Below are 25,168 nucleotides of genomic sequence, written 5' to 3'. Positions count from 1 at the left end.
CATGACCCCTCGCCCCCCACGCCCCGCGACCGCCGCCGGCCGCGCCTTCGACGACCGCCGCACCAGCCACGCGATCGGCACCATGGCCACCGCCTTCGTCGTGGGCGGCGTGGCCACCTGGTACGCACTGGGCGCCGCACGCACGGCCCGTGCCCGGCCTGCCGGTCCGGCCGACGGCGCCCCGCTGATGCGTGCGCCGCTGCAGGTGGTGGCGCCGGTCGACCTGCACCGCTACGCCGGCGTCTGGCACGAACAGGCGCGGCTGCCCAACCGGTTCCAGAAACAGTGCGCCGGTCCGGTGAGCGCCGAATACACGCCGCAGCCCGACGGCACCTTGCAGGTGCGCAACCGCTGCGTGCGGGAGGACGGCAACTTCGACGAGGCGATCGGCAGCGCACGCGTGGTGCCCGTGGCCGGCCTGCCCGGCGCGGGGCGGCTGCAGGTGCGCTTCGCCCCCGCCTGGATGGGCTGGCTGCCGCTGGTGTGGGGCGACTACTGGATATTGAAGCTCGATCGCGACTACCAGGTGGCGCTGGTCGGCACGCCCGACCGTGAGTACCTTTGGGTGCTGTCGCGCGCGCCGCGCCTGGAGGACGACGCGCTGCAGGCCGAGCTGGACTACGCCCGCAGCCTGGGGTTCGACACCGACAAGGTGGTGCTCACCGGCAGGTAGCGCTGCAGTTGCGCCGGCAGCTTGTCGGGCTCGGTGCAATGGATGGCGTGCCAGCCGAAGGCGCGGGCCATCTCGACGTTGGCGGCCGAGTCGTCGATGAACACGGTCTGCTCGGGGTCGAGGCCGTGGCGCATGGCCAGCAGCTCGTAGATCTCGCGCTCGGGCTTGAGGAACTTCACGTCGCCCGAGAACACGCCGCCGTCGAAACGCCGCATGAAGGCGTGCCGGCGCTCGAGGGCGCGGGCGAACGGCACGGGCATGTTCGACAGGTAGTACAGGCGCAGCGGCTCGCCGGCGTCGCGCTGCACGAGCAGCTCTTCGAGCATCGCGACCGTGACGTCGATCGGCGCCAGCCGCTCCCCGAGCCCGTCGAGCATGGCGTGCAGCGACTCGGCCGGCAGCGCCAGCCGCGCCGACATGCGGGCGATGGCATCGTCCAGCGTGCGGGTGCCGCAGTCGAAGCCGGTCCAGTCGTCGTGATGGAAAAGGGCCCGGCCCAGGGCCGCGGCGGCGGCTTCAGTGGGGGCGTGAGAGGGGAGATGGGCCTGGACCAGCCGTGCCGGCTCCCAGGCGAACAGCACGGCGCCAAGATCGAAAACCACGTTCATGGCGCCATTGTTTCATGCGCCGGGCACCACGCTCACGCCATGGGTTCCGAGCGACAGGGTGGTCTGCGTGCCGGCCGCCAGCGGGCGCGACAGGTCGGTCGAGACCACGAAGACCGGCCCCAGCGGCGTGTCGAAACCGTATTCGTAGAAGCTGCCCAGGTACGCCGACTTGCGCAGCGTGGCGGGCAGGCCGTCGAGCGCGCCGATGTCCCAGGCCTCGGGCCGCACCGCCACCTTCACCGTGCCGGGCGCCACCGCGTAGCGCGGCTGCAGCCGCAGCGGGCCGAGCGTGACGCTGCCGTCGGCCTGCGCCACGGCCGGGAACACCATCGCCTCGCCCATGAAGCCGGCGACGAACTCGCTCTCGGGTCGGCCGTACAGCTGCTCGGGCGTGCCGCGCTGGGCGATCACGCCGTGGTCCATGACGATGATCTGGTCGCTCACGGCCAGCGCCTCGCTCTGGTCGTGCGTCACGTAGGCCACGGTGAGCTTCAGGCGCTGCTGCAGCGAGCGGATTTCCTCGCGCATCTCGCGCCGCAGGCGGGCATCGAGATTGGACAGCGGCTCGTCGAACAGCAGCACCGCCGGCTCGAGCACCAGCGCGCGCGCCAGGGCCACGCGCTGCTGCTGGCCGCCCGACAGCTCGCTGGGCAGGCGCTCGTCGAAGCCGACCAGGCCCACGCCCCGGAGCGCCTCGCGCGCCCGCGCCGTGGCCTCGTCCTTCTTCACGCCGCTCATGCGCAGGCCGTAGCCCACGTTCTCGATCACGTTCATGTGCGGGAACAGCGCGTAGCTCTGGAACATCATGCTCACGTTGCGCTCGCCCGGGCCGAGCGTGGTGACGTCGCGCCCGCCCATGAAGATCGAGCCCGAGGTCGGCGATTCGAGCCCCGCGATCATGCGCAGCGTGGTCGTCTTGCCGCAGCCCGAGGGGCCGAGGATGGTGGTGAGCGTGCCCACGGGCACCTCGAAGCTGATGCCCTTGACGGCCATCGGGCCGTTTTTATCGGTGCCGTAGCGCTTCGTGACGTTGCGAAATTCGATACCGTTCATGCTGCCAGGCTTTCCATTTTGTGATGTCCCTCATGCGGGGGCACCGCCCCACGCCGACCCAGCTTGCGCTCCCCCACCACGAACTGCACCAGCGCAATGGCCAGCGACATCAGCACCATGAGCACCGTGCAGTAGGCCAGCGCAATGCCGTAGTCGCCGTTGCCGACGCGGCCGATGATGTAGGTGGTGGCCAGTTCGTTCTCGGCCGTGACCAGGAAGATCACGGCGCTCACCGTCGTCATGGCGCGCACGAAGCTGTAGACCAGCGCAGCCACCAGCGCCGGCTTGAGCAGCGGCAGCACCACCTTGAACAGCGTCTGCGACGTGGACGCGCGTAGCATCAGCGAGGCCTCGTCGAGCGAGCGGTCGAGTTGCTTGAAGGCCGCCGTGCCCGCCCGCACGCCCACCGGCAGATTGCGGAACATGAAGCACAGCACGATGATGAGCCCCGTGCCCGTGAGCTCGAACGGCGGTACGTTGAAGGCCAGGATGTAGCTCACGCCCAGCACCGTGCCCGGGATCGCAAAGGCCAGCAGCGCGCCGAACTCGAAGGCGCCCTGCCCCTTGAACTCGTTGCGCGCCAGCAGCCAGGCAATGAGCAGGCCCAGCGCCGCGGTGATCGGCGCCGAGATGCCGGCCAGTTTCAGCGTGGTGATCAGCGAGTTCCACGCCGTGCCGGCCCACACCAGCCCGAACTGGCCCCACTCCAGCGCGAAGGCGCTCTTGAAGTGGTTGAGCGTGAAGCTGTAGTCGCGGCCCCAGGTCTGCACGAAGCCGCCCGCGAAGGCGAACAGGTAGACCACGGCGGTGAAGGCGATCCACGGCAGCGCGATGCACTGGATGGTGCGGCGCACGCCGTCGGGCAGCGCCATCGCGATGCCGGCGTCGCCCTTGCCGCTCACGGTCGTGTAGTTCTGCTTGCCGAGCAGGCCGCGCTGCAGCGCGAACACGCCGAGCGCGAACAGCGTGAGCACCCAGGCCAGCGACGCGGCGCGGCCCTGGTCGTACTGCGCGCCGACGATGGCGAAGAAGATGTCGGTCGACAGCACCGAGAACTGCCCGCCCACCACCACCGGGTTGCCGAAGTCGGCAATGCTCTCGATGAAGCCGACCAGGAAGGCGTTGGCCAGCCCGGGCTTGAGCAGCGGCAGCGTCACGGTGAAGAAGGCGCGGCGCCGGTCGGCGCGCAGCATCTGCGCGGCTTCTTCCAGGCTGGGCGCGATGCCCTGCACCACGCCGCGCATGATCATGAAGGCGATGGGCGTGAAGGCGAACAGCTGCGCCACCAGCACGCCCGGCATGCCGTAGAACCAGCGCGTGGGCTCGATGCCGAAGACGTTCTCCAGCACCTGGTTGACGATGCCCGCACGGCCGAACAGCAAGATGAGGCCCAGGCCGACGACGAACGGCGGCGTGATGATCGGCAGCAGCGCCAGCACCCGCAATGCGCCCTGCCCGCGCCGGTTGCCGCGCTCGGCCATCAGCGCCATCAGCGTGCCCAGGAAGGTGGTGCCGGCGGCCGTGAGCAGCGCCAGCACCAGCGTGTTCCAGGCCACGCCGCAGCGCACGCCGCCCGCCAGGCAGCCCAGGCCCCAGATGCGCTCGGTGAACACGCGCGCCGCGAAGGCCGTGATCGACCACTGCCCGTCTTCATTGAAGAAGGCGCCCGACAGCGCTCGGCTCACCGGGTAGGCGATGAACAGCGCCATCAGCACGCCGCAGCCGACCACCGAGGCAGAGACGAACAGGTCGCCCTTGAACAGGCCGAGCCGCGCCATGCCGAAGGCCGCCAGCAGCACCAGCGCCGTGAGCGCCACGAAGCCGCCCGCGCCGATGCCGAACTGGTTCACGGCCAGCTCGCCGAACTGGGTGTTGAGCGCCGCGACGCTCCAGCCGCGCGCGCCGATGGTGAAGCCCGCCACGGCCAGGCCGATGGCGCCGATCGCGCCGCCCGCCAGCAGCCAGCGCCCCTGCGCCTTGCCGGCGGGCAAGGCAGCGCCGACAGCGCACAGCAGCAACCCGGCCAGCCCGATGAAGAGCCAGCTGCGGCCCTGCGTGGCCGCCTGCATCAGGCCGTTGGCGCCTTCCGCCTGCCCGAAGACCTGCGGAACGGCTTCGTACCAGGTCGCATCCTGGATCGCATACCAGGGCAGCACGAGATAGGCCGCCAGGCCCAGCGCGACCCAGGCCCAGATCCATCGCCGCGCGCGCCGGGCGGCGGCCAGGGACGCCGGGTTGGCCGGCGCGCCTTCGTTGGAACGCGCCTGCACTTAGCGCGGCAGCGAGTTGACGTCTTTTTCCCAGCGCGCGATCAGGCGGCGACGCTCGGCGCTGGCGCCGTACTTGGCGTAGTCGTAGTTGATGAACTTGATCTTCTTGAAGTCGGGAATGCGCGGATCGAGCTTGGCACTCGCGTTGCTGGGCAGCTGGAACTGCTTGTTGGCGGCGCCCAGTTCCTGCGCGGCGGGTGTGAGCGCCCATTCGTAGAACTTCTTGGCGGCGTCGAGGTTGCGCGCGCCCTTGATGACGCTCATGGAGCCGATCTCGGCGCCCGTGCCGTCGGCGGGCGTGATGGTTTCGACGGGGAAGCCCTGCATCTTCTCGCCCGGGCCGTCGTGCACGAAGCTGATCGACACGGCCGTTTCGCCGCGCGCCACCGCCTTGATCGGGCCGGTGCCCGAGCGGGTGTACTGGCCCACGTTCTTGTGCAGCGCCTTGAGGTAGTCGAAGGCCTTGTCCTCGCCCATGAGCTGCACCAGCGTGGCGATCATGGTGTAGGCCGTGCCGCTGGAGGCCGGGTTGGCCACCTGGATGTCGCCCTTGTACTCGGGCTTGAGCAGGTCGGCCCAGGTCTTGGGCACGGGCAGCTTCTTCTTGGCGAGCAGCTCGGGGTTGTAGCCGAAGCCCAGCGGGCCCGAGTAGATGCCCACGGTCTTGTAGCCCGACTGCTTGGCCTGCTGCTGGGCCCAGGGATGCAGCTGCGTGAGCGTGGGCGACTTGTATTCGAGCGTGAGCCCCTGCTCGGCCGCCTGCAGGTGCGGGTCGCCCGTGCCGCCGAACCAGACGTCGGTCTTGGGGTTGTCCTTTTCGGCGATGAGCTGGGCCAGCGCCTCGCCCGAGCCCTTGAGCGCCATGTTGATGCGCACGCCCGTGGTGCGGGCGTAGACGGTGGAGATCACGTTGCACCACTCGGCCTGCACCGAGCAGATGACGTTGACGGTCTGCGCCGACGCGGCGGCCGACAGACCCAGCAGCGCGGCTGCCGTGAAAAGCTTCTTCATTGGTATTCCCCTGCCTCGGCAATAAAAAAAGGCCTCGCGGCCATGGGACAGCGTAGCTTTAGTACAGGTGTGCCGAATCGGTACAAGTACCATCGCGACTGGCACGTTGCCTGCTCGGCATTCAGACAAAGGAAAGTTTTCTCATGAGCTTCGATCTCGTTCTGTTCGGCGGTACTGGCGACCTTGCGTGGCGCAAGCTGATGCCCGCGCTGTTCCAGGCCTTCAGGCACGGCAGCCTGCCGCAGGACGGGCGCATCGTCGGCGTGGCGCGCGACGACCTGTCGGACGACCAGTACCGCGAGCTGATCCAGTCGCGCTTCAGCGCCGTCGAAGGCGCCAAGCGCCCCACCCCCGAGGAGTTCAAGAAGTTCGCGTCCATGCTGCACTACCTGCGCATGGACCTGTCCAAGCCCGCCGACTACGCCAGCCTGGCCGACCTGCTCAAGCAGCGCGACGCCAAGACGGTCGTGATGTACGTGGCCACGGCGCCCGCGCTCTTCACGCAGGTGGTCGAGCAGATCGCCGCCGCCGGGCTCAACGGCCCGCGCACCCGCGTCGTGCTCGAGAAGCCGCTGGGCCACGACCTGGCCTCCAATCGCGCGATCAACGCCGCGGTGGGCAAGGTGCTCGAGGAAAAGCAGGTCTTTCGCATCGACCACTACCTGGGCAAGCCTTCGGTGCAGAACCTGTTCGCGATGCGCTTCGGCAATGCCCTCTTCGAGCCCATCTGGCGCCGCGAGCACATCGCCAACATCCAGATCACCATGGCCGAGGACCTGGGCGTGGAAAAGCGCGGCGCCTTCTACGACCAGACCGGCGCGCTGCGCGACATGGTGCAGAACCACGCGCTGCAGCTGCTGTGCGCGGTGGCCATGGAGCCGCCCATCAACGCGCACGCCGACGCCATCCGCGACGAGAAGCTCAAGGTGCTGCGCGCCCTCAAGCCCTGGACGCCCGAGAGCCTGGGCCTGCACGCGGTGCGCGGCCAGTACACGGCCGGCACGGCCTACGGCGAGCGGGTGCAGGGCTACCGCGACGAGCCGGGCGTGAACCCCGACAGCCGCACCGAGACCTTCGTGGCGCTGCGCACCGAAATCGCCAACTGGCGCTGGGCCGGCGTGCCCTTCTACATCCGCACCGGCAAGCGGCTGGCCTCGCGCGACGCGCGCATCGAGGTCAACTTCCGCCCCACGCCGCACGCCATCTACCGTGCACCGGCGGGCAACGTGAACAAGCTGGTGATCAACCTGCAGCCGAAAGACGGCCTGGAGCTGCACATGCTCGCGCAGGCGCAGGACAACCGCCAGCGCGGCGGCAACGGCCACGCCAGCGCCGCGCAACTGGCACCGGTGCAGCTCGACCTCGACTTCGACAAGCGCTTCGGCGCCGAGCGCGTGGGTGCCTACGAACGCCTGCTGCTGGACGTGATCGACGGGCGCCTCAACCTGTTCGTGCGCAGCGACGAGCAGGAAGAAGCCTGGCGCTGGGTCGAGCCGCTCATCGACTCCTGGGAGTCCGACGGCGGCCCGCGCCCTTATGCGGCCGGCACCTGGGGCCCCAGCGCGTCGAGCGCCATGATTGCGCGCGACGGCTTCGCCTGGGGCGAGGAGCAGTAACGCAGCAAGGCTGCGCGGCCTTCGTTCAGCCGAACTGGAGGCAGCGCATGCTGAGCGTGCCCGACTGGAAGCCTTCGTAGACCGTCTTCGCACGCTCGCCCGGCGCCGCAGCGCCCAGGGCATACAGGAAGGGGAAGTAGTGGTCCGGCGTGGCCACGGCGGTCGACGCCCCTTCGAGCTTCTCGTAGCCGATCAGCGCGCGGTCGTCCCGGCCGGCCAGCGCGGCCTTCACCGCCTCGTCGAACGACTGCGCCCACGGGCGGCTGGCCTTGAGCCCATCGGGCGTGCCGCGGTCGGTGGCGCGCAGGTTGTGCACCACGTTGCCGCTGCCCATCACGAGCACGCCCCGGTCGCGCAAGGCCACCAAGTCGCGCCCCACCGCATGGTGGAACGCCGCCGGCTTGTCGTAGTCGATGCTGAGCTGGAAAACCGGCACGTCGGCCTTCGGGTACAGGTGCTTCAGCACGGTCCAGGTGCCGTGGTCCAACCCCCATTGCTCGGTGGCGATCACCGGCGCCTGCTTGACGGCGCCGATCGTTTCGCGCGCGAGTGCAGGGTGGCCCGGTGCGGGGTACTCGATGTCGAACAGCGCCTGCGGAAAGCCACCGAAGTCGTGGATCGTCTTGGGCCGCGTCTGCACCGTGACCCCGGTCGCGCCCTGGCTGAGCCAGTGCGCCGACACGCTGAGGATCGCCGTGGGGCGCGGCAGCTCGCGGCCCCAGGCCGCAAGGCGGCGCGTGAAGGCGTTGTCCGCGAGCGCGTTCATCGGCGATCCGTGGCCGATGAAGATGACGGGCATGCGGCGCGCGGATGACGCGCCGGCCGCGTACGCGATCTCGGTCATCGACGCCAGCGCGGCGGTGGCGCCCAGCGCCGAGCCCATGAGAAAGCCGCGGCGGCCGAGCAGGCGGGTCATCGGGGTGGAGGTCATCGTGTCAGGGGGTGTGGATTCGGGGCCAACCCGGGACTGTGCAACAGAGTGAGGGCTGGGAAAGTGCGTTTACGCACACCGCCCGGCGCAAGCACCATGGTTCACGGCACGAATGCACGCAGGCGTTCGCCCAGCGGCGCCAGGAAATCGCGCAGCAAGGGCTCGCGCATCAGCGTGTCGAGGTAGCCCGGCGCCAGTCGCCTGTTCTCCGCATACACCGCCAACACGCGCAGGCTCTCACCGCGCAGCACGGTGGTCGCGTGGACGTCGCCCTGCCGCTCGCAGGCGCTCGCCATGTCGCGCAGCAGCGCCGTGGCATCGTCGGCATCGGGCGCCCATTGCTGGCCGTAGAGCCGGGCCAGCCGCTGCGCATCGGCGGACGGTACGTCGGGGAAGACCAGGGGCAGCAGACGCTCTCGCACACGGGTCAGCGCCGTCACATCGGTTTCCGTGAGGCCCTCGGCATGGCGGCGCGTCAGGTGGCTCAGGTTCATGCCGAGGTTGGCGAGCCGCACACCGCCGCGCACCAGTTCCAGCAGCAGGCCGAGCCATGCGAACCGGCCAAGTGTGGCGTCGAAGCCGAGCCCGCGTTGCTGGATGCGCGGCAGCGACAGCATCAGGCCGCCCATCAGCAGCGGTTGTTCGTGCGGCAGATGCGCCAGCAACGCGGCCAGGATCTGGTCGTGCATCTCCGGCAGGCGCTGCGTCGGCGGTTCCGCGTCGCCGTCGCGGGTGTACCAGGCGCCGACCGCGCCGATCTCCGGCGACGCCCGCAGGAACGCGGACTGCACCTGCAGGCGCTCGGGCGCACAGCGCACGGTCGGTGCCCACAGCGCCAGCGTGTCGCCGCGCGCCTGCATCAACCCCCACTGCGCAGCCGCTGCCCATCCCATCGGGACGGGCGCCTGCAACAGCTGCAACCCCGCCAGCCGCGGGTCGGCGGCCATGCGCGCGCGAACCACGTCGACGGTGGCGTCGGTGGAGCCGTCGTCCACCACGATGATCTGGTGCGGTGCAAGGCTCTGCTCGGCGATCGATGCCAAAGCCTCCGCAACGTTCGCTTCGTCGTCTCGCATCACCATCAGGACGGACACCTGCGAGGCAGGCTCAGCCGTATTCCGTGCCTGCTGTCCCACCCATCGCTGCCGGGCCGCCGAAAGATAACGCTGCATCGCCCCCGCCAGCACCTCATGCTGCAGCGGCAAGGATTGCAACGCCCGCGGCCCGGCGACTTCCAGCGCGCGCCGCCGTGGCGCATCGGCCACCAGCGCGCACACGCGGTCGACCAGCTCGTCCTTCGTGCACCCTTCGACCGCATCGCGCAGCACCTGCGGAATCTCGGAATGCGGATACAGCTCCGACACCACGGCCTTGCGATGCCGCAGCAGGATCGACAGCCGCGGCAGCTCCACCGTGCTGGAGTGGTCGGCCTTGCGCATGTTCAGCCCGACCTTGGCGCGCGGCAGCAAAGCGTCGCGCTGCGCCGGCGTCCAGGCGGTGCCGAAGGGATAGGCCACGCGCAGTCCCGCAGCAGTCAGCGCCTCCAGCACCTGCAGCCGCCGGGGCGTCGTCTCACCGAAGAAGATGACGTCGATGTCCTGCTGTGCGTCGTCCAGCACTTCGGACTCCGGCAGCAGCGGCGTGGCCAGCGGCTCGAAGCCCGGGCCCACGTAGTCGGATCGGTAGATGCCCAGCGCCGGGTGGTGCACCATGTTCTCGAGGCTGTACTCCCACACGTGGGCACGCTGCAGCAACCGTCGATAACCGGGCATCTCCGCGAGCAACGCGGGCAAGGCCGGCTCGAAGTTGACGACGATCGCGTTCGGCGGCAGCTCGTCGTCCGAGGGCAGGCTCAGGCCCATCGCGAAAAAGAAGAGGTTGATGTCGTCGTTGTCGACACCCGGGCCCGGCGCGATGCTCGTGGTGTAGCCGAGGCGTTCGCAGGCGAGGCGAAAGCCCTCCATCACCTCCCGCACGTTCTCATTGCCCAGCGAGCAGAAGCGCAGGTGCGGCCGGTACGGAAAATTGTCCGCCGGCCAGCCCTGCGGACTGCCGCCTTCACTCACAAACGGCCTTCCTCCACGGCATGGCAAGCCACCTGCACGCCCTTCAGGCTCAACAGCGAAGGCCGCTCCGACGAGCAGCGCGCATTGGCATGCGGGCAGCGCGGATGAAAGGCGCAACCGGTCGGCGGGTTCAGCGGATTCGGCACTTCGCCCTGCACCGGCGTGCGCGCACGGCCGGTGTGCTTCATCTGCGGGATCGCGTCGAGCAGCATGCGGGTGTACGGATGCTGCGGCTCGGCGAAGAGCTTCTGCTTGTCGGCCACCTCGACCAGCCGGCCCAGGTACATCACGCCGACCTGGTCGGCCACATGGCGCACCACGGCGAGGTTGTGCGAGATGAAGAGGTAGGTCAGGCCCTGCTCGCGCTGCAGGTCCTTCATGATGTTGAGCACCTGCGCCTGCACGCTCACGTCGAGCGCCGAGGTGGGCTCGTCGCACACAAGGAACTCGGGCTGCGTGGCGAGCGCGCGCGCGATGGAGATGCGCTGGCGCTGGCCGCCCGAGAACTGGTGCGGGTACTTGCTCATGTCCAGCGGCGAAAGGCCGACCGACTGCAGCAGCTCGCCCACGCGCTGGCGAAGCGCGTCCTTGTCGCTCAGGATGCCGTGCTCGCGCAGCGGCTCGCCGATGATGTCCTCGACGATCCAGCGCGGGTTGAGGCTCGCGTAGGGGTCCTGGAAGATCATCTGGATGCGGCGGCGCAGCTGACGGCCTTCAGGCGTCTTGAACGCGGCGTGCGCGTCCTGCCCGTCGAACTGCAGGCCGCCGCGCGTGGGCGCATACAGGCCCACCAGAAGGCGCGCCACGGTGCTCTTGCCGCAGCCCGATTCGCCGACCAGTGCGAGCGTCTTGCCGCGCTCGATGGAAAAGCTCACACCGTCCACAGCATGCAGCAGCACGCGCGGCTTGCGTTCGAGCACGCGGTTGAGCCAGGGCGGCGACACGTCGAAGGTGCGCGCGAGGTCGTGCGCGACCACGAGCGGCTCGCCGGTCTTGGTCTTTGCTGCCGCAGCGTCCTTGCGGGGTTCGATCACGGCGCTCATCGGGTCACCTCTGCGAGGGGTTCGGCCGCCTCGGGCGTGGCGCGCTCGCCGGCCGCCAGGGCGTCGTGGTGCTGCGCGGCGATCTCGGCCTGCCCCGCATGCGGGTCGGCGGCGTCGTGCAGCCAGCAGGAGGCACGCGTGGCGCCCGCGTGCATCAGCTCGGGCCGTTCGGTCAGGCAGCGTGCGAAGGTGCGCCGGCAGCGCGGGTTGTAGGCGCAACCGGTGGGGATGGCATTGAGCCGCGGCATGGCGCCGTCGATCTGGTTGAGCCGTTCGCGGTCGCTCGTCATGTCGGGGATCGACGCCATCAGGCCCGAGGTGTAGGGGTGCGCGGGCTGGTGGATCACTTCGTGCACCGGGCCGATCTCGGCGATGCGGCCCGCATACATCACGGCCACGCGGTCGCAGGTTTCGGCGATCACGCCCATGTCGTGTGTGATGAGCATCACCGCCGCACCGCGTTCCTTGCAGACCTGCTTGAGCAGCTGGATGATCTGCGCCTGGATCGACACGTCGAGCGCGGTGGTCGGCTCGTCGGCCACGATGAGCTTGGGCTCGGCCGCGAGCGCCAGGGCAATCACCACGCGCTGGCGCATGCCGCCCGAGAACTGGTGCGGGAAGTGGTCGATGCGCTGTTCGGCGGCGGGAATGCCGGTGTCCTGCAGCAGGCCGATGGCACGCTTGCGCGCTTCCGACTCGGTCACGGGCAGGTGGGTGCGGATGGTCTCGATGAGCTGGCGGCCCACGGTGTACAGCGGGTTCAGCGAGGTCAGCGGATCCTGGAAGATCGCGCCGATCTTGCGACCGCGGATGGGGCGCATCGCATCGAAACCGAGGTTGTCGATGCGCTGGCCCTCGAGCAGGATCTCGCCGCCGGCCACGCGGCCTGGCGGCTCGAGCAAGCCGATGATGGCCGCGCCGGTGAGCGACTTGCCCGCGCCTGATTCGCCCACCACGCCGAGGATTTCTCCGGGCGCGATGTCGAAGGAAATGCGGTCGAGCGCGCGCAGCGTGCCGCGGCGGTTCGGAAATTCGACGACGAGGTCTTTGACCTGGAGCAGCGTCATGAGGCGTTCTCCTTTTCTGTTCAGCGCAAGCGCGGATTGAGCGCGTCGCGCAGCCAGTCGCCGAGCAGGTTCACGCTGAGTGCGATGAGCACCAGCATCAGGCCCGGGAACACCGTGATCCACCATTCGCCCGAGAACAGGTACTGGTTGCCGATGCTGATGAGCGTGCCCAGCGAAGGCGAGGTCGGCGGCACGCCGACGCCCAGGAACGAGAGCGTGGCCTCGGTGATGATCGCGGTCGCGACCTGGATGGTGGCCAGCACCATCACCGGCCCCATCACGTTGGGCAGCACGTGGCGCAGCATGATGCGCAGCGGCGCCACGCCAGTGACGCGCGCGGCCTGCACGTATTCCTTGTTGCGCTCCACCAGCGTGGAGCCGCGCACGGTGCGCGCGTACTGCACCCAGCCCGTGAGCGAGATCGAGATGATCAGCACGCCGAAGGCCAGCGACTCGTGCGCGCCCGGAAAGAGCGCGCGGCCGACGCCGGCGATGAGCAGCGCGACCAGGATGGGCGGGAACGACAGCATCACGTCGCACACGCGCATGAGGAAGGAATCGAGCCAGCCGCCGAAGAAGCCGGCCAGCAGGCCGAGCACCACGCCGACGACGACCGACAGCACCACCGACACCACGCCGACGATCAGCGAGATGCGGGCGCCGTAGATCACGGCCGAAAGAATGTCGCGGCCCTGGTCGTCGGTGCCGAGGATGTATTTGGTGGAGCCTTCGGCGCTCCACGCCGGTGGCAGGCGGGCGTCGCCGAGTTCGAGGGTGGCGAGGTCGAAGGGGTTGTGCGGCGACACCCATCCGGCGAACACCGAACAGAAGACGCACACCAGCGCAATGACGGCGGCTGCGATCGCCACCGGTGAGGTGCGGAAGCTGTAGCCGACATCGCTGTCGAGCCAGCGAGCAAGGGTTTTTTTCATCGCCGGGCCGCGTGGGAGTTATTTTTCATCGTGAAGCAAAAAAGAATGGGCCCGCAAGAAGCGGGCCCATGGTCGGGCCGCTCAGGCAGCGGCCCACGGTCGACTTACTTGATGCTCATCCACTTGAAGTACATGAAGTTGTCGGCCAGCTGCACCAGCTCGACCTTCTTGCTCACGCCCCAGGCCAGCGACTGCTGATGCAGCGGCAGGTGGCCGATGTCGTCGGTGTGGACCTTGAAGGCTTCCTTGATCATCTCGTTGCGCTTGGCCTTGTCCGACTCGGACTGGATCTTCTTGGTCAGCTCGTCCAGCTTCGGATTGCAGTAGGCGCCCAGGTTGAACTGGCCCGTGCCCTTGTCGTCGGGACACGAGGTGAGCGAGCTCAGCGCGTTGTGCGAGTCGTAGGTGGTCGGGGTCCAGCCCAGCATGTAGAAGCTGGTGTCGCGGCGCAGGATCTTCGGGAAGTAGGTGCCCTTGGTCTCGGCCACGAGGTTGATCTTGACGCCGATCTTCGCGAGGTTGGCGGCCACGCTCTGGCAGATCTGGCCGTCGTTGACGTAGCGGTCGTTCGGGCAGTTCATCGAGACTTCGAAGCCGTTGGGGTAGCCAGCTTCGGTGAGCAGCTTCTTGGCGGCATCGACGTCGAAAGGCAAGCGCTTGTCCTGGTCGGCGGTCCAGCCGTTGATGCCCGGGCCGACGAGCAGCGCGGTGGGCTTGGAGGCGCCGCGCATCACGGTGCGCTGGATGCCGGCGATGTCGATGGCCTGGTAGAAGGCCTGGCGCACGCGCTTGTCCTTGAACGGGTTCTTGCCCTTCACGTTCGAGTACTGCAGCTCGTCGCGCTTCTGGTCCATGCCCAGGAAGATGGTGCGCATCTCGGGGCCGGTGATGACGCGGGCGTTGGGCGCGGCGTTGATGCGCGCGATGTCCTGCACGGGCACGGGCTCCATCACGTCGACTTCGCCGGAGACCAGCGCGGCCACGCGGGTCGCGGGGTTGGCGATGGGCGTGAACACGATCTCCTGCGCGTTGCCGTCGATCTTGCCCCAGTAGGTGCCGTTGCGCGTGAACACGGTGCGCACGTTGGGCTGGCGTTCGCGCACGCGGAACGGGCCGGTGCCGTTGGCCTTGAACGAGGCGGTGTTCTCGATGCCCTTGCGGCGGTCGACGGGCTTGGTGGCCTGGTTTTCCTCGCACCACTTCTTGCTCATGATCATGGTGAGCGAGATCACGTCGGGCAGGATCGGGAAGGGGCCGTTGGTTTCGATTTCGACGGCGAGGTCGCCGACCTTGCGCACGGCCTTGATCTCGCTGAGCGTGGCCTTCATGTCGGAGCCGTCGCCCTGCGCACGCGCGAAGCTGAACACCACGTCGTCGGCGCTGAACGGCGTGCCGTCGTGGAACACCACGCCCTTGCGCAGTTCGAAGCGCCACACGTTCGGCGAGGTCTGCTTCCAGCTCGTGGCCAGCAGCGGTGCCAGGCTCAGGTCCTTGTTGCGGCCCACGAGAGTTTCATAGACGTTGGCGGTGACGCTCAGTTGCAGCGACTCGTTGAGCGAGTGCGGGTCGAGCGACAGGGCGTCGCCCTGGTTCGCGATGCGGATGGTCTGCGCGCTGGCGACCATGCTGACGGCGCTCAGAGCGCACAGGACAGCGACCGCAGCCGCTTGCTTCTTGAAACTCATGGGAACACTCCTCGGGTTGAAATCGAACACATCACGGCGCCGCGGTGGCGGCGGCTTTCCCTGGCTGCAGGCTGCGGGTAGCAGCCAGCGGCATGCCCTGCTCGATCAGGCCCGCATGCAATGCGGCGCCCAGCGGCAGGATCTCGTCGTTGAAGTCGTAGCGGCTGTTGTGCAGGAAGGCGCCGCTGCGGGCGTCCTGGCCGATGCGCAGGTAGGCACCGGCCTTCTTCTGCAGCATGAAAGAGAAATCTTCGGCGCCCATGCTGGGCTCCAGGTTGCGATCGACGTTCTTCGCGCCGACCAGCGCCTGCGCCACGTCGGCCGCGAACATCGCTTCGGGCGCGGTGTTGATCGTGGCCGGGTAGATGCGTTCGTACTTGATCGTCGCGGTCGCGCCAAAGCCGGCAGCAATGGCCGTGCACAGCTCGCTCAGCCGCTGCTCGACCTGCGCCTGCACGCGCGCGCTGAAGGTGCGCACGGTGCCGACCAGCGTGGCCTCGCCCGGGATCACGCTCATGGCGCCGAGGTCGCCGGCCTGCACGGCGCAGATGCTGACGACGGCCGCGTCGATGGGACGCACGCTGCGCGACACGATGGTCTGCGCCGCGGTGATGATGTGCGCGGCCACCACGACGGGGTCGATGGTCTGGTAGGCATGCGCGCCGTGGCCGCCCTTGCCCTTGATCTCGATCGTCACGCGATCGGCCGCGGCCATCATCGCGCCGCGGTTGATGCCGACGGTGCCGGCCGGCATCGCGGGCCAGTTGTGCATGGCGTAGACGGCGTTCACCGGGAAGCGGTCGAACAGGCCGTCTTCGATCATCACGCGCGCACCGGCCAAGCCTTCTTCGCCGGGCTGGAAGATCAGCACGGCGGTGCCGTCGAAGTCGCGCGTCTCGGCCAGGTAGCGCGCGGCGCCGACGAGCATGGCGGTGTGGCCGTCGTGGCCGCAGCCGTGCATCAGGCCGTCGTTGGCGGAGCGCCAGCCGAAGTCGTTGTCCTCGCGCATGGGCAGCGCGTCCATGTCGGCGCGCAGGCCGATCATGCGGCCGCTGGCCGTCGACTTGCCACGAATGACGCCGACGACACCGGTCTTGCCGATGCCCTCGTGGATCTCGTCCACGCCGCAAGCTCGCAGTGCTTCGCGCACGCGGCCCGCCGTGTAGACCTCTTCGAAGCCGAGCTCGGGGTGGGCGTGCAGGTCGCGGCGAAAGGCCGTGATCTCGGGATAGAAGCTGGCGATGTGCGCGAAGGCCCGGCCGGAGGCCTGCAGGCGCGGCGCTGCGGCAGCTGTTGCGACACTCACCTCAATGGCCTCCCGCCTTGCCCACGCGCAGCCGGGGATCGACCACGAAGTACAACAGGTCGACCACGAGGTTGATCACCACGAAGATCAGCGCGATCAGGCACAGGTAGGCGGCCATCACGGGGATGTCCGCGAAGGTCACGGCCTGGATGAAAAGCAGCCCCATGCCGGGCCACTGGAACACCGACTCCGTGATGATCGCGAAGGCAATCAGGCCACCGAGCTGCAGGCCGGTGATGGTCATGACCGGCACCAGCGTGTTCTTGAGCGCGTGGCCGAAGTGGATCGCGCGGTTCGACAGGCCGCGTGCGCGCGCGAACTTGATGTAGTCGGTGCGCAGCACCTCGAGCATCTCGGCGCGCACCAGCCGCATGATCAGCGTGAGCTGGAAGATCGCCAGCGTCACCGCCGGCAGGATGATGTGGTGCCAGCCGTCGGCCTTGAAGAGCCCGCTGGTCCACCAGCCGAACTGCACCGTGTCACCGCGCCCGAAGCTCGGGAACCAGCCCAGCGTCACCGCGAAGACCAGGATCAGCAGGATGCCGATGAGGAAGGTGGGCAGCGACACGCCGAGCAGCGACACGGTCATGAACACCTGGCTCATGAAGGTGCCACGGCGCAGGGCGGTGTATACGCCCATCGGAATGCCGACGAACAGGGCCAGGGCCGCGGCCACGAGTGCGAGTTCGAGCGTGGCCGGGAAGCGCTCGCCGATCAGGCGCGACACCTTGGCGCCCTGGCGCAGGCTCAGTCCGAATTCGCCCTGTGCGGCGTTGACGAGGAAGTGCCAGAACTGCACGAAGAAGGGTCGGTCGAGCCCCAATGCGGCGCGCATTTCACGGATCTGGTCGGGCTTGGCATCCTGCCCCAGCAGGAACACGACCGGGTCGCCGACATATTGAAAGAGGAGGAAGGCAATGAACGCAACCGCGATCATCACGATCACGGCCTGGATCAGGCGGCGCAGTACAAAGGCAGTCATTCAGCAACAAGAGTGATCGCGGCATGCTAGCAGTGCAAGCAGCGTGCCCGCACGGGGGTTCCCCGGGGGTGGAGGCGCAATTTTTACGAGTGAGAACAGGCGCGCGCCAAAAGAAAAAGCCACCCGGCTTGCGCCGGGTGGCTTTCAGTCTTTCGATTCGAAGCTGGCTTGCGCCAGCATCAAATTAGAAAGCGTGACGGATACCGAAGTCGTAGCCGGTCGAGGTCTTCGGGGTGAAGCCACCCGTGGTCACGAAAGCCGGGCCGCCGACGGTCAGCGAAGCACCGTTCTTGTTGCTCACGCGAGCAACGGTAGCGTACAGAGCCGTGCGCTTCGACAGGTTGTGCACGTAGCCGATAGCCAGCTTGTTGGCCTTCGGGTCAGCAACTGCGGGCTGGAACAGCACTGCAGGCTGGTTCAGGTCGTACTTGACGCTCGAGTACGAAGCGCGGATCAGGCCAGCGCCAACCGGCACGGTCACGCCGAGCAGGTAGCCGGTCAGGTCCGTGTCAGCACGGCCGCCAGCGAACGGGGTGACTTCGTAGTCACGCTTGTTCTTGGCGCGCGACAGTTCACCGAACAGCTTCACGGGACCGAAGTCGTACGAAGCGCCCAGGTTCAGCGTGTTGACCTTGTCGGTCGTGCCGGGGTAGTAGTTGTCACCCACGGTGCTGCTGCCATAAGCCAGCGCAACGTCCAGGGGACCGTTGGCGTAGCCGAAGCGGCCGCCGACGTAACGACCTTGACGCTGGCTGTTAGCCACATCAGGCGTTGCCAGGCCAGGGCTGTACTTGGTCTTCTCAGCGAAGCCATACATCACTTGACCGTAGAAACCACCCAGGTTCGGCGGCAGGAAGTAGCCGATCGTGTTGCTGGCGCGCACGTAGTTGTTGTTGCCAACGTTGGCGAACGGAGCGGTCGAAGCAGCGGGGGTACCGAAGCCACCGAAGCCGCCGTTAGCCGTCGAGATCAGGTTGGTGCCAACGCCGTTGGTGCCGAACGGATCGAACACGGTGTCGTTCCAGAACGTCGGGGTGTAGTCACGACCCAGGCGGATTTCACCGAAACCACCCGACAGGCTCACGGTCGAGCGACGTGCGAACGTTGCAACACCTTCTTGGCCGTTGTCGTTGGTGATCGGGGCTTCGAGCCAGAAGCTGGCTGCCAGGCCACCACCCAGGTCTTCCGTACCACGGAAGCCCAGACGGCTGGAGTTGTAGCCCGAGTTAGCCAGTTCGCGACGGCTTGCCTTGACGCTGCCCTTGTTCAGGTAGAACGGGTTCAGGAAGGTGGCACCGTTCAGGTCACGCGAGGTGGACGAGTAGCCGCTGATCGACGCGTCGACCACACCAAACAGCGTGACGGACGACTGAGCCGAGGCAACACCGGCAACAGCCAGGGCAGCCAGAGCAACTAGAGATTTTTTCATTGCAAGTTTCTCCAAGGTTAAACATAGGGCTCCGGTGCGAAGGGCTCACCGTGACTGGCACTTTTGTGCTCCCACCGGACCCCGGGCCAACCTCCTTTTGGGAAGTTGATGCTATTGCACCAGAGCCGCTGCGGCAGGGCAAAACAAATCGCCCTAAATCTTGGAAGCCCCGTGTGTTTCGTTGCAGTCGTGCAACAAAGGACTTAGACGGGTGGTTTTGCCACGATATGAAACGAAATGTGCTGTCCTTGCATCCCCGGACAGGTGCGTTCAAATAGACCCATGACCGCCCTGCTCGACCCCGCCCTGACTGCCGCCGATGCGGCTTTGCGCACGCTTTTTGCCCGATCTCACGCCACCCGGGCGCTTCCGCCCGCGATCCAGCCGCAAGGTGAATTGAGCGAATCGGAGCGCCGCGAGGCCGGTGCGCTGATGCGCGTGAACCATGTCGGCGAAGTCTGTGCCCAGGCGCTGTACACCGCCCAGGCCGCCGTGGCGCGGGACCCGGCGTTGCGCGCGCACTTCCTGGAAGCCGCGCATGAAGAAACCGATCACCTGGCCTGGACCCGGCAACGGCTGGACGACCTGGGCGCCCGCCCGTCCCTGCTGAATCCACTCTGGTATGCAGGCGCCTTCGGTCTTGGCCTGATTGCCGGACGCCTGGGCGATCCCTTGAGTCTCGGCTTCGTCGCCGAGACCGAACGGCAGGTGGAAGCACACCTCGAAAGCCACCTGGACCGCCTGCCGTCGACCGATCACGCGTCCCGCGCCGTGGTCGAGCAAATGAAGATCGACGAAGCCCGCCATGCCACGCAGGCCGTCGACGCGGGCGCCGCGGAACTGCCGGCCCCGGCCAAGGCCCTGATGCGCCTGGCATCGCGGGTCATGACGACCGTCGCGCACCGGATCTGAGGCTCCGGCGCACCGCCACCCGGAGTTTCAGGTCTCGATCAGATCGAAGCTGGTCGTGATTTCCGCCGTCTTCGCCAACATGATGCTGGCGGAGCAGTAGGTTTCGTGGCTGAGGGCGATCGCCCGCTCCACGGCGGCGGCCGGAATGCCCTTGCCCGCCACGGTGAAGTGCATGTGGATCTTCGTGAAGACCTTGGGATCCTTCTCGGCGCGCTCGCTGGTCAGCTTGACGCTGCAGCGCTCGACGCGATGACGCCCCCTCTTCAATATGAGCACCACGTCGTAGGCCGTGCAACCACCCGTGCCAGCGAGCACGGTTTCCATCGGCCGCGCGGCCAGGTTCTGGCCGCCGTTCTCGGGCTTGGCCGCATCCGGGGCGCCGTCCATCATCAGGACATGGCCGCTGCCGGTCTCGGCCACGAAGCCCATGGCCGATCGGGTGCCTGCGTCACCGGTCCAACTTACTGTGCATTCCATGGTGTTCAGCTCCAATTGGGATGAATTCGTGCGGAAAAATGCGCACCAAACATCAACTTGTGTGTGGGAAAAGCATCGCCTGCTTGTTGCATCGCAACAAAGGGTGGGTATACTCTATTTCATTGCTGCGCACTTCATGGTGCGCACCCAGTTGTCTCCTCCACCCTTCCAATTGGTGGATTTAGCCCCGAGTCGCAAGACTCGGGGCTTTTTTCTTTGTGCGCCTCGATGGCCGCACCACTCTAGCCGTCCACTGCGAAAGGGCAGCTGCTCTGGCTGCCCTGGCTGTTGCCGGTGTTGCCTCGGCTCAGTCGTCCGTCACGCTGTTTGGTGTGGTCGACGCGTCGATCAGCGGCTACTCGTCCACCTCGCGGGACCTGGGCAATGGCGTCACGTACGACAGGCTGGGCTTCCCCATCTACAACCCGTTCTACCTGAACCGCGGCAGCATCAAGGCAAGCCGCCGCGAACTGGCTCACTCGGGCTACAACTCCAGCCGCCTGGGCTTCCGTGGCACGGAAGACCTCGGTGGTGGCCTGGCCGCCAGCTTCTGGCTCGAAGCCCCGATCAGCAACGACGACGGCCAGACGGGCGTCTCGACATTCACGCGCCGTTCGACCGTGAGCCTGTCGGGCGGGTTCGGTGAAGTCCGCCTCGGCCGCGACTACACCCCGACGTTCTGGAACGACACCGTGTTCGACCCGTTCGGCACCAATGGCGTCGGCTCCAACCTGGTCAACACAGCCAATGGCGCATTCGGCGGCTTCACCGGCTATGCCGACGGCAAGAAGCTTCCCGATGCCCTCAAGAACGTTCCGCAGCTCCCCGATGCTGGTGGCAGCAACTACGTTCGCGCCGGCAACAGCATCGGCTACTTCCTGCCGCCGAACCTGGGCGGTTTCTACGGCCAGGTGATGTACGGCTTCCACGAGAAGACCAAGTACAGCCCCGGCACCGCAACGCCCCTCGCGGAAAACGCCTCGCGCACCGGTCGCTATGTCGGCGGTCGCTTCGGCTACGCCAACGGCCCCCTGGACGTTGCGCTGGCCTATGGCAGCAGCACCGTGGGTGACCAGTTCTACGTCGGCACGACCACCAAGGTCAACACGCTGAACCTGGGCGCTTCGTACGACTTCGGTCCCGTGAAGCTGTTCGGTGAACTGTCGCGCGCCAAGAACAAGGTTGACTACGAAGTCGAACCGTACCTCGGCGGCCGTCCCGACATCGACCTGACCGGCTACCTGCTCGGCGTGACCGTGCCGGTCGGTGCTGGCCTGATCCGCGCTTCGTACTCGAGCGTCAAGTACGACGAGAACCTGGTTGCCCGCAACCCGTGGGAAGTGCTGCCCGCCGACAAGAAGGCCAACAAGCTGGCGATCGGCTACGTGCACAACCTGTCGAAGCGCACGGCCCTGTACGCCACCGTTGCTCGCGTGAGCAACAAGAACGGCGCATCGCTGACCGTCGGTGGCCCGAGCTTCCAAGGCACCGGCAACGGTTTCACGCCGAAGACCTCGACGGGCTACGACTTCGGCATCCGTCACGCCTTCTGATCGTTCACTGTCGATTCACATGCTGGCCCACGCCAGTTTGAATCTGCAAACACTCAAGCCGCCCGGTTCAAGCCGGGCGGCTTTTTGTCCTTCCTCAATTCATCCGGCCACGCCTGCTCTGCAGCAGCCCCACATTCATTTCTCCGCTCAGCACCGATGCGTAGAAACGCTCGACCATGTTGACGCTCGTTCGCGCGTTGCGCGCCAGCGTCAGCATGTCGATCCCCTGCCCATACAAGAGCCGCAACGTGATGGCCGTATGGCGCAAGCAGTACAGCGTCCTCGACTGACCCAGCGGTCCTTTCTCGAGCCCGGTCTTTTCGAGCACCCAGTGAAAGAAGAAATTGAGAACCGCCAGCGCGTGCTCGCGGTTCTTCAGGTGCGGCATGAAGATGTAGTCTTCCGCCCCGCCGCAGCCATGCGTCTCGCGGTACGCGCGCAGACATTCATAGACACGAACGGCAGGTCGCAGGCTCACGATGGGCTGGCTGTGCCGCTTGGTCTCCGGCAGGTTCATCCGCAGGTAGACATGCTTGCCTCGCACCACCTCGATGTGCTTGTGCTTCATGAGCTTGATGTCACTGGGGCGCACGAAGGTGTTGACCATCCAGCGGATCAGCCACGGCAGCTCGTCGGGCATGACAAGCAATTCGCGAGCGATCCAGAAACGTTCGCCGGCCGTCAGCCGATCCAGCACCGGGTGCGAATGGCCGCGCAAGCTGCGCGCCGCCGCGATCAGCGCACGGTACTCCGCCACGCTGAAGCTGCCGCGCGGCTGGCTGCGCACCTTGACCTTCGGGAACACGGGGGCCTCGCGCAACGCACCGACGTGCACGCCATGCATGACCACCTTGCGCAGCAACACGAGGTATTGCGCGATCGTCGTGCTGGTGAAGCCTTGTTCGCCGAGGTGATCGATCAGGCGCTGCACGTCCGTAGTCGTGAACACAGCCACCGGCACATCGCCCAGCAACGGAACGATGTGCGCACGCAATCTGTTGCCCATGACCTGCCATGTGGGCCGTCCGATTTCGCCGCGTTGCACGCGCGCGGCCTCGGCCTGCATCAGTCCCTTCGAAAGGTCACTGACAGAAACTGATAACAAATTCTGCCCAACTGTTAGTGAATTAGCGGGCGTATGAATCGCGGGATAGGTGCGCGCAAAAAAACCGGAATCATTTGCAGCAGGCGCCTTGCGGAATAGGTTTATGACATTTGTGTCCATGCCATTCCCCGCATGCAATACCGATGCCTCTTATGATTGATGGTTAGCAAATGAAAACTCCCTGGAAAAGATCTTGCGCAATGCACCCGTTACAGCGGCGTTAACGCCCGCCGACTATCTCAGAAAAATCCTCAATGCGCGGGTCTACGACGTGGCCGTCGAGTCCGCTCTGGAGAAGGCGCGCGCGCTCAGCGAGCGGCTCGGCAATACCGTGTTGCTCAAGCGCGAGGACCAGCAACCCGTATTCAGTTTCAAACTGCGCGGTGCCTATAACAAGATGGCGCACCTGAGCAAAGCGCAATTGGCGAGCGGGGTGATTTGCGCATCGGCCGGCAATCACGCGCAAGGCGTTGCGCTCGGTGCGCGCAAGCTCGGCACGCGCGCCGTGATCGTGATGCCCGTGACCACGCCGCAATTGAAGATCGATGCAGTGCGTGGTTTCGGCGGCGAGATCGTGCTGCATGGCGACAGCTATTCCGACGCCTACCTGCATGCGCTCGAATTGCAGACGCAGCAGAACCTGACCTTCGTCCATCCCTTCGACGATCCCGACGTCATCGCGGGCCAGGGCACCATCGCGATGGAAATCCTGCGCCAGCACCAAGGTCCGCTCGACGCGGTGTTCGTGGCGATCGGTGGCGGCGGCCTCATCTCCGGCGTGGCCAACTACATCAAGGCCGTGCGGCCCGAGATCAAGGTGATCGGCGTCCAGATGAACGACTCCGACGCGATGATGCAATCGGTCGCCGCGCACCAGCGCGTGAACCTGCCCGACGTCGGCCTGTTCTCCGACGGCACGGCCGTCAAGCTGGTCGGCGAGGAAACCTTCCGCATCGCGCAGAACCTGGTCGACAGCTACATCTCGGTCGACACCGATGCGGTCTGCGCCGCCATCAAGGACGTGTTCGTCGACACGCGCAGCATCGTCGAGCCGGCCGGCGCGCTGGCCGTGGCCGCCATCAAGCAGTACGCGGCCGAGCATGGCCGGCAAGGCGAAACCTACGCGGCGATCCTGTGCGGCGCCAACATGAACTTCGACCGGCTGCGCTTCGTGGCCGAGCGGGCCGAGGTCGGCGAGGAACGCGAAGCGCTGTTCGCCGTGACCATCCCCGAAGAGCGCGGCAGCTTCCGTCGCTTTTGCGAACTCATCAGCCAGCTGCCCGCCGGCGGTGCGCCGCGCAACGTGACCGAGTTCAACTACCGCATCAGCGATGCCGCCAAGGCCCACGTGTTCGTCGGCCTCACGACCTCGGCGCGTGGCGAGTCGGCCACCATCGCGAAGGTCTTCATCGAGCACGGCTTCGACGCGCTCGACCTCACGCACGACGAGCTCGCCAAGGAGCACCTGCGCCACCTGGTGGGCGGCCGCACCGGGCTGGCGCACGACGAGCGCCTGCTGCGTTTCGTGTTCCCCGAGCGCCCGGGTGCGCTGCTCAAGTTCCTGAGCCTGATGCGGCCGAACTGGAACATCAGCCTGTTCCACTACCGCAACCAGGGCGCCGACTACGGGCGCATCCTCGTGGGCCTGCAGGTGCCGGCCGAAGAGTCGGCGGCCTTCGACAGCTTCCTCGAAACGCTGGGCTATCCCTGCGTCGAGGAAACGGCCAACCCGGCCTACCGCCTGTTCCTTCAGGCCTGAAGAAAAGAAGAAAAGAGAAAGAAAGCGACCGCTGCGCTTACTGCGCAGGGGTCTGCGCCTGCGGCGGTGGCTCCATCGCGGCGCCCGCCGTGGCGGCAGGTTGCAACTGCTGCTGCGGCGGCATCACCACTGCCGGCATCGTGGCCGGCAACGGGCCGGCAGGCACAGCCGGCGACACCGACGGCAGACCAGCAGGTGGCGTCGGAAGCCCCATGCTCAGCGGCGCACGCACCGGCAGCTGCAGCGTGAACGCCGCCGGCCCGTCGCGCTGGGCACCGAGCGTGGCCGCGCGCACGCCCACCGACTGCAGCACATAGCTCTCGCCGACCTTCGAGCCGACGCGGAACGGCCGCGGCGGCTTGCCGTCGATCGAGATCAGCGCCGCGCCCTGGTTCGACGGGTCCGCCACCACGCCCGACAGCGCGAAGCGGCTCGCGGCCTCCGGCGCCACGGGCGCGTTCGACGTCACCGTGACCACGCCCAGCAACCGGGCCACCGCCTCGGCATCGGCCGCGACCGGTGCGCGCGGCATCGTGGCCGCCGCAGCCACGGCGTCGGCCGGCGAGGCCAGCCGCAGCGCCCAGAACACCGCGGCGCCCGCGGCCAACGCCCAAAGCCCCGTCGTTGCAAGTGGGGCATGCCAGCGGGCTGCGGAGTAAGGACTTGTCATGGCCGCGGATTATCATGCAG

General features: G+C 67.2%; 21 protein-coding genes. 5 read left to right on the top strand and 16 right to left on the bottom strand.

The annotated features are described in order from the left end of the window. The first annotated feature begins 1 nt into the window (after window position 1). A complete protein-coding gene (locus AC3WQR_RS13550) occupies window positions 2-673 on the top strand; it encodes a lipocalin family protein (protein WP_492742375.1) in 672 nt (223 codons plus the stop codon). On the opposite strand, the gene AC3WQR_RS13545 is transcribed toward AC3WQR_RS13550, so the two are convergent. Genes AC3WQR_RS13545 through AC3WQR_RS13530 form a run of 4 tightly spaced genes read right to left on the bottom strand, consistent with a single transcriptional unit; the run spans window position 619 to window position 5,615 of the window. After that, window positions 619-1,281, bottom strand: a complete 663-nt coding sequence (locus AC3WQR_RS13545) for an HAD family hydrolase (protein ID WP_492742374.1) — start codon at window positions 1,279-1,281, stop codon at window positions 619-621. The genes AC3WQR_RS13550 and AC3WQR_RS13545 overlap by 55 nt on opposite strands. A gap of 12 nt (window positions 1,282-1,293) precedes the next feature. Continuing rightward, window positions 1,294-2,334: an ABC transporter ATP-binding protein gene (locus AC3WQR_RS13540; protein ID WP_095743724.1), complete on the bottom strand. Its 1,041-nt coding sequence runs from the start codon at window positions 2,332-2,334 to the stop codon at window positions 1,294-1,296. Next, on the bottom strand, window positions 2,331-4,604 hold the full coding sequence (locus AC3WQR_RS13535) for an ABC transporter permease (protein WP_307695486.1): 2,274 nt from the start codon (window positions 4,602-4,604) through the stop codon (window positions 2,331-2,333). Before AC3WQR_RS13535 ends, AC3WQR_RS13540 begins: the two co-directional genes overlap by 4 nt. Continuing rightward, the gene (locus tag AC3WQR_RS13530) at window positions 4,605-5,615 is read right to left on the bottom strand and encodes an ABC transporter substrate-binding protein (RefSeq protein WP_492742373.1); all 1,011 of its coding nucleotides are present in this window, start codon (window positions 5,613-5,615) and stop codon (window positions 4,605-4,607) included. Window positions 5,616-5,758: 143 nt separating this feature from the next. Here AC3WQR_RS13530 and zwf point away from each other — a divergent pair, with 143 nt between their 5' ends. Continuing rightward, window positions 5,759-7,231, top strand: coding sequence for a glucose-6-phosphate dehydrogenase (gene zwf / locus AC3WQR_RS13525; RefSeq protein ID WP_492742372.1), 1,473 nt, complete (start codon window positions 5,759-5,761; stop codon window positions 7,229-7,231). 25 nt (window positions 7,232-7,256) lie between these two features. On the opposite strand, the gene ygiD is transcribed toward zwf, so the two are convergent. From ygiD to AC3WQR_RS13480, 9 genes are all read right to left on the bottom strand, one after another. Then, window positions 7,257-8,162 carry a 4,5-DOPA-extradiol-dioxygenase gene (ygiD, locus tag AC3WQR_RS13520; RefSeq protein ID WP_492742371.1) on the bottom strand — a complete coding sequence of 302 codons (906 nt, stop codon included), beginning with the start codon at window positions 8,160-8,162 and terminating at the stop codon, window positions 7,257-7,259. Between the two features lie 101 nt (window positions 8,163-8,263). Further along, window positions 8,264-10,228: a glycosyltransferase family 2 protein gene (locus tag AC3WQR_RS13515; RefSeq protein ID WP_492742370.1), complete on the bottom strand. Its 1,965-nt coding sequence runs from the start codon at window positions 10,226-10,228 to the stop codon at window positions 8,264-8,266. Continuing rightward, window positions 10,225-11,271 (bottom strand): ABC transporter ATP-binding protein, encoded by a 1,047-nt coding sequence (locus tag AC3WQR_RS13510; protein WP_492742369.1) that lies wholly within the window; start codon window positions 11,269-11,271, stop codon window positions 10,225-10,227. The genes AC3WQR_RS13515 and AC3WQR_RS13510 overlap by 4 nt, the downstream gene beginning before the upstream one ends. Further along, window positions 11,268-12,338, bottom strand: coding sequence for an ABC transporter ATP-binding protein (locus AC3WQR_RS13505; RefSeq protein WP_492742368.1), 1,071 nt, complete (start codon window positions 12,336-12,338; stop codon window positions 11,268-11,270). Before AC3WQR_RS13505 ends, AC3WQR_RS13510 begins: the two co-directional genes overlap by 4 nt. 20 nt (window positions 12,339-12,358) lie before the next feature. Further along, on the bottom strand, window positions 12,359-13,270 hold the full coding sequence (locus AC3WQR_RS13500; protein WP_095948286.1) for an ABC transporter permease: 912 nt from the start codon (window positions 13,268-13,270) through the stop codon (window positions 12,359-12,361). A gap of 104 nt (window positions 13,271-13,374) precedes the next feature. Beyond that, complete coding sequence (locus AC3WQR_RS13495) at window positions 13,375-14,955, bottom strand: ABC transporter substrate-binding protein (protein WP_062472636.1); 1,581 nt, start codon at window positions 14,953-14,955, stop codon at window positions 13,375-13,377. Between the two features lie 31 nt (window positions 14,956-14,986). Beyond that, window positions 14,987-16,261, bottom strand: coding sequence for a M20 aminoacylase family protein (locus AC3WQR_RS13490; RefSeq protein WP_492742367.1), 1,275 nt, complete (start codon window positions 16,259-16,261; stop codon window positions 14,987-14,989). Between the two features lies 1 nt (window position 16,262). Then, on the bottom strand, window positions 16,263-17,243 hold the full coding sequence (locus AC3WQR_RS13485; RefSeq protein ID WP_056573001.1) for an ABC transporter permease: 981 nt from the start codon (window positions 17,241-17,243) through the stop codon (window positions 16,263-16,265). A gap of 184 nt (window positions 17,244-17,427) precedes the next feature. After that, on the bottom strand, window positions 17,428-18,672 hold the full coding sequence (locus tag AC3WQR_RS13480; protein WP_492742366.1) for a porin: 1,245 nt from the start codon (window positions 18,670-18,672) through the stop codon (window positions 17,428-17,430). Between the two features lie 282 nt (window positions 18,673-18,954). On the opposite strand from AC3WQR_RS13480, the gene coq7 reads away from it, so the two are divergent. Next, on the top strand, window positions 18,955-19,584 hold the full coding sequence (gene coq7 / locus AC3WQR_RS13475; protein ID WP_095948284.1) for a 2-polyprenyl-3-methyl-6-methoxy-1,4-benzoquinone monooxygenase: 630 nt from the start codon (window positions 18,955-18,957) through the stop codon (window positions 19,582-19,584). Between the two features lie 27 nt (window positions 19,585-19,611). Here the strand turns inward: coq7 and AC3WQR_RS13470 are convergent, their stop codons facing one another. Next, window positions 19,612-20,061 (bottom strand): OsmC family protein, encoded by a 450-nt coding sequence (locus tag AC3WQR_RS13470; protein ID WP_012746235.1) that lies wholly within the window; start codon window positions 20,059-20,061, stop codon window positions 19,612-19,614. 272 nt (window positions 20,062-20,333) lie between these two features. Here AC3WQR_RS13470 and AC3WQR_RS13465 point away from each other — a divergent pair, with 272 nt between their 5' ends. Continuing rightward, the gene (locus AC3WQR_RS13465) at window positions 20,334-21,614 is read left to right on the top strand and encodes a porin (protein ID WP_260685211.1); all 1,281 of its coding nucleotides are present in this window, start codon (window positions 20,334-20,336) and stop codon (window positions 21,612-21,614) included. A gap of 94 nt (window positions 21,615-21,708) precedes the next feature. On the opposite strand, the gene AC3WQR_RS13460 is transcribed toward AC3WQR_RS13465, so the two are convergent. After that, window positions 21,709-22,839 (bottom strand): site-specific integrase, encoded by a 1,131-nt coding sequence (locus tag AC3WQR_RS13460; protein WP_492742365.1) that lies wholly within the window; start codon window positions 22,837-22,839, stop codon window positions 21,709-21,711. A gap of 73 nt (window positions 22,840-22,912) precedes the next feature. Here AC3WQR_RS13460 and ilvA point away from each other — a divergent pair, with 73 nt between their 5' ends. Then, entirely contained in the window at window positions 22,913-24,478 is a 1,566-nt protein-coding gene (gene ilvA / locus AC3WQR_RS13455) for a threonine ammonia-lyase, biosynthetic (RefSeq protein ID WP_253252430.1), read from the top strand. A gap of 37 nt (window positions 24,479-24,515) precedes the next feature. On the opposite strand, the gene AC3WQR_RS13450 is transcribed toward ilvA, so the two are convergent. Then, window positions 24,516-25,148, bottom strand: a complete 633-nt coding sequence (locus AC3WQR_RS13450) for a type II secretion system protein N (RefSeq protein WP_159278465.1) — start codon at window positions 25,146-25,148, stop codon at window positions 24,516-24,518. Between the last annotated feature and the right edge of the window lie 20 nt (window positions 25,149-25,168).

The organism is Variovorax sp. FW305-3-2-15-B-LB1 (genome assembly GCF_058787635.1).
The sequence above is the reverse complement of the archived record's forward strand: the minus strand, read 5'-3'. Positions and strand labels throughout refer to the sequence as shown.

Coding starts and splice junctions, on each gene's coding strand:
- AC3WQR_RS13550 (WP_492742375.1), top strand. CDS start 2: ATGACCCCTCGCCCCCCACGCCCCGCGACCGCCGCCGGCCGCGCCTTC.
- AC3WQR_RS13545 (WP_492742374.1), bottom strand. CDS start 1,281: ATGAACGTGGTTTTCGATCTTGGCGCCGTGCTGTTCGCCTGGGAGCCG.
- AC3WQR_RS13540 (WP_095743724.1), bottom strand. CDS start 2,334: ATGAACGGTATCGAATTTCGCAACGTCACGAAGCGCTACGGCACCGAT.
- AC3WQR_RS13530 (WP_492742373.1), bottom strand. CDS start 5,615: ATGAAGAAGCTTTTCACGGCAGCCGCGCTGCTGGGTCTGTCGGCCGCC.
- zwf (WP_492742372.1), top strand. CDS start 5,759: ATGAGCTTCGATCTCGTTCTGTTCGGCGGTACTGGCGACCTTGCGTGG.
- ygiD (WP_492742371.1), bottom strand. CDS start 8,162: ATGACCTCCACCCCGATGACCCGCCTGCTCGGCCGCCGCGGCTTTCTC.
- AC3WQR_RS13510 (WP_492742369.1), bottom strand. CDS start 11,271: ATGAGCGCCGTGATCGAACCCCGCAAGGACGCTGCGGCAGCAAAGACC.
- AC3WQR_RS13505 (WP_492742368.1), bottom strand. CDS start 12,338: ATGACGCTGCTCCAGGTCAAAGACCTCGTCGTCGAATTTCCGAACCGC.
- AC3WQR_RS13500 (WP_095948286.1), bottom strand. CDS start 13,270: ATGAAAAAAACCCTTGCTCGCTGGCTCGACAGCGATGTCGGCTACAGC.
- AC3WQR_RS13495 (WP_062472636.1), bottom strand. CDS start 14,955: ATGAGTTTCAAGAAGCAAGCGGCTGCGGTCGCTGTCCTGTGCGCTCTG.
- AC3WQR_RS13485 (WP_056573001.1), bottom strand. CDS start 17,243: ATGACTGCCTTTGTACTGCGCCGCCTGATCCAGGCCGTGATCGTGATG.
- AC3WQR_RS13480 (WP_492742366.1), bottom strand. CDS start 18,672: ATGAAAAAATCTCTAGTTGCTCTGGCTGCCCTGGCTGTTGCCGGTGTT.
- coq7 (WP_095948284.1), top strand. CDS start 18,955: ATGACCGCCCTGCTCGACCCCGCCCTGACTGCCGCCGATGCGGCTTTG.
- AC3WQR_RS13470 (WP_012746235.1), bottom strand. CDS start 20,061: ATGGAATGCACAGTAAGTTGGACCGGTGACGCAGGCACCCGATCGGCC.
- AC3WQR_RS13460 (WP_492742365.1), bottom strand. CDS start 22,839: ATGGACACAAATGTCATAAACCTATTCCGCAAGGCGCCTGCTGCAAAT.
- AC3WQR_RS13450 (WP_159278465.1), bottom strand. CDS start 25,148: ATGACAAGTCCTTACTCCGCAGCCCGCTGGCATGCCCCACTTGCAACG.